A 2,621-nucleotide genomic window follows, 5' to 3' on the forward strand; every position below is an offset into this window, starting at 1 on the left:
CGCACGAGGAAACGATCGAGCGGCGGGCCCCCCCCCCCCCCCCCCCAAACCTGGTTGCCGGGGGGCCCACCCTTTTCCGGCCCCCCCCACGCTGCTTTCTCCGGGTGAGCACGCGGCGTGAAATCACGCGCCGACCCTCCGGTCGTGGTTGCGCGGCGACGAACGTCGGATCGACCACACTGAGCCCGTGACGAACCATTCGACCGCCGCCATCGTGTGCGCGCTCATCGCGGCGATGCTGTTCGCGCTGGCCGCCGTAGCGCAGCAGCGTGCGGCCGCGGCCGTCCCCGAAGGCAGCTCCCTCATGGGTGCGCTGCTCCGCAGCCCACGCTGGTGGTCCGGGATCGTCGGCGATGCCGGTGGCTACGCGATGCAGGTTCTCGCACTGACATTCGGCGCCGTCCTGGTCGTCCAGCCGATTCTGGTGAGCGCCCTGGTCTTCGCACTCCCGCTGTCCGCGCGACTCAACGGCCAGCGTGTCACCGCCCGAGCCGCCTCGACCGCACTGATCCTCGTCGCCGCGCTCGCGCTGTTCCTGATCGTGGGTGATCCGACAGCGGGCCAGGACACAGCGCCTTTCCGAGAGTGGTTGGCGCCCTTGGCGATTCTGCTCGGGGTCATCGCTACCGCGACCGTCACCGGCCTGGTGATCGCGAGCCGATCCGGCCGGGCGCTCGCACTCGGACTCGCCGGTGGCGCGCTGTTCGGGTTGGCCGCCGCACTCACCGATCGTGTGGTCACCCTGTTCGAGCACGGGATCGGCGCGGTGCTCGGCGGGTGGCAGACCTGGATGCTGGTGGCCGCGGGTTTGCTCGGCCTGTACCTGCAACAGCGCGCATTCCAGGCCGGCCCGCTGTCTGCCTCGCTGCCCGCGGTGACCATCGCCGAACCACTGGCCGCCGCGTTCCTCGGCCTCACCGCCCTCGACGAGCAGTTGCGCACCAGTGGAATCGGCCTGGTCGTGGTCGGTGCCTGCGTCGTGGTGATGTGCGCGGCCACAGTGGCCCTGTGCCGCACCAGAGCGGTCTCCGACGAGCCGGCGCCCTGAATCGTCGCGGTGTCGCGCGCACCGCGGTACTCACAGGGCTATGCTCGATCGAGTGCGATTTCTTCCGGGACCCCAGCCGCCGTACGACCTGACCTACGACGACCTCTTCCTGGTCCCGAACCGGACCGACGTCGCGTCCCGGTTCGATGTGGACCTGGCCAGCATCGATGGAACCGGCACCACCATCCCCCTCGTGGTCGCGAACATGACCGCCGTCGCGGGCAAGCGGATGGCCGAGACCGTCGCTCGTCGCGGCGGCATCGTGGTGCTCCCCCAGGACCTGCCGATCCCCGCGGCCGCCGACACCATCGCCTTCGTCAAGAGCCGCTCGCTCACCGCCGACACCCCCGTCACCCTCGACCCCGATCGTTCGGTGTCCGACGCGGTGGCGCTGATGCACAAGCGCGCGCACGGTGCCGTCGTGGTCGTCGAAGGCGGCAAGCCGGTGGGCGTGGTCACCGAGGCCGCCTGCGCCGATGTCGACCGGTTCGCGCGCCTGCGCGAGGTCGCGTTCACCGATTTCGTCCAGGTGCCCGTCGAAGCGTCCCCGCGCGACATCTTCGATCGCCTCGCCGAGGCCCACGCCCAACTCGCGGTACTCACCCACCCCGACGGCACCCTCGCCGGCGTGATGACCCGCACCGGCACCGTCCGCGCCGGGATCTACACCCCCGCCGTCGACGCCGACGGCCGGTTGCGGGTGGCCGCGGCGGTCGGCATCAACGGTGACGTAGCCGCCAAGGCGAAGGCTCTCGCCGAGGCGGGCGCCGACGTGCTCGTGCTCGACACCGCGCACGGCCACCAGACCAAGATGCTCGAATCGTTGCGCACCGTCGCCGATCTCGGGCTCGGGCTGCCGCTGGTCGCGGGCAATGTGGTCTCCGCGGCGGGCACCCGTGATCTCGCCGAGGCAGGCGCGACCATCGTCAAGGTCGGGGTCGGTCCCGGCGCCATGTGCACCACCCGCATGATGACCGGTGTCGGGCGCCCTCAGTTCTCCGCGGTGGCCGAATGTGCCGCCGCGGCAAAGGAACTCGGCGTGCACGTGTGGGCCGACGGTGGCGTGCGCCACCCCCGCGACGTGGCCCTCGCGCTGGCCGCGGGTGCGTCGAACGTGATGATCGGTTCCTGGTTCGCCGGCACCTACGAGTCCCCCGGCGATCTGCGCATCGACCGCGACGGCAACAAGTACAAGGAAAGCTTCGGCATGGCCTCCAAGCGCGCTGTCGCGGCGCGCACCGCCGCCGACAGCTCCTTCGACCGCGCCCGCAAGGCGCTGTTCGAGGAGGGCATCTCCAGCTCGCGAATGCGGCTGGATCCCGAGCGCCCCGGTGTCGAGGACCTCATCGACCACATCTGCTCGGGGGTGCGCAGCTCCTGCACCTACGCCGGGGCACGCACGCTGCCGGAATTCCACGACAAGGCCGTGCTCGGTGTGCAGTCCGCCGCGGGCTTCGCCGAAGGTCGGCCGCTGCCCAGCGGCTGGTGAACCATGTCGACGGCGGCCGAGCGGAGTCCTCCGCGCGGGCCGCGGGGGCGTTTAAGGGCCGCGCCGCTGACAACTCACGAGTTT

General features: G+C 71.0%; 2 protein-coding genes. Both read left to right on the plus strand.

Annotated elements, in window-relative coordinates; genetic code table 11:
• Positions 1–187 precede the first annotated feature (187 nt).
• Positions 188–1,048 carry a DMT family transporter gene (locus tag ACFWUR_RS04145; RefSeq protein ID WP_378901534.1) on the plus strand — a complete coding sequence of 287 codons (861 nt, stop codon included), beginning with the start codon at positions 188–190 and terminating at the stop codon, positions 1,046–1,048.
• Between the two features lie 52 nt (positions 1,049–1,100).
• Entirely contained in the window at positions 1,101–2,537 is a 1,437-nt protein-coding gene (locus ACFWUR_RS04150) for a GuaB1 family IMP dehydrogenase-related protein (RefSeq protein WP_378901537.1), read from the plus strand.
• The last annotated feature ends 84 nt before the right edge of the window (positions 2,538–2,621 follow it).

This window comes from Nocardia sp. NPDC058633, from assembly GCF_042717045.1.
Classification (GTDB): domain Bacteria; phylum Actinomycetota; class Actinomycetes; order Mycobacteriales; family Mycobacteriaceae; genus Nocardia.